1 protein-coding gene is annotated in these 664 nt (G+C 66.1%); it reads left to right on the forward strand.

All coding sequences use genetic code 11. The features are described 5' to 3' along the window. A partial coding sequence (locus P775_RS22490) for an MFS transporter (RefSeq protein ID WP_143520971.1) occupies window positions 1-664 on the forward strand: 664 nt, incomplete at both ends.

Below are 664 nucleotides of genomic sequence, written 5' to 3' on the forward strand. Positions count from 1 at the left end.
TGCCGTGGGCTCGGCCGCGACGGCAATCCCACTGATCGCCGCCACGCGCGCCCTGCCGCGTCGCATGCTTTTCCTGACCGCACTGTCCGTTTTCTGCCTGACACACCTCGCGGTGGCCTGCCTTTCCAACTACCCGGTCATTCTGGCGGCGCGCGTGGTGGCGGGCGTCATGTCCGGTGTGATTTGGTCGATGGTCGCGGGATACGCCGTGCGGCTTTCGAACGCGCAGACCATGGGACGCGCCATTGCCATCGCGATGACGGGCAGCGCAGTGGCCATGGCCGCAGGCCTGCCGCTCGGCAGCTATGTAGGAACGCTGCTCGGATGGAGAGCAAGCTTTGGGCTGCTCGCTCTGCTCTCGCTCGGACTGATGGGCTGGATCGTCGCCTGCATCCCGCGGGCCCCCGCGGCGGCCAAGCAATCGCGGGCGTCGGTGCGGGACGTCGCCATGATGCCCGGCGTGTCAGTGGTACTGGCCTTGGCCGGAATTGCGATGCTAGGCCATTACACACTCTATACATACATCGCGCCGCTAGCGATTGGGTTTGTCTTGCCTGGTGGGACGACCGCAGGACTCACCCTCTTCGGCGTCGGCGCAGTCGGTGGGGTGGTCTTCGCCGGGCAGGTTGTCGATCGCCATCTGCGCAGCTTCGCACTCTCGATG

The organism is Puniceibacterium antarcticum (genome assembly GCF_002760615.1).
Lineage (GTDB): Bacteria > Pseudomonadota > Alphaproteobacteria > Rhodobacterales > Rhodobacteraceae > Puniceibacterium > Puniceibacterium antarcticum.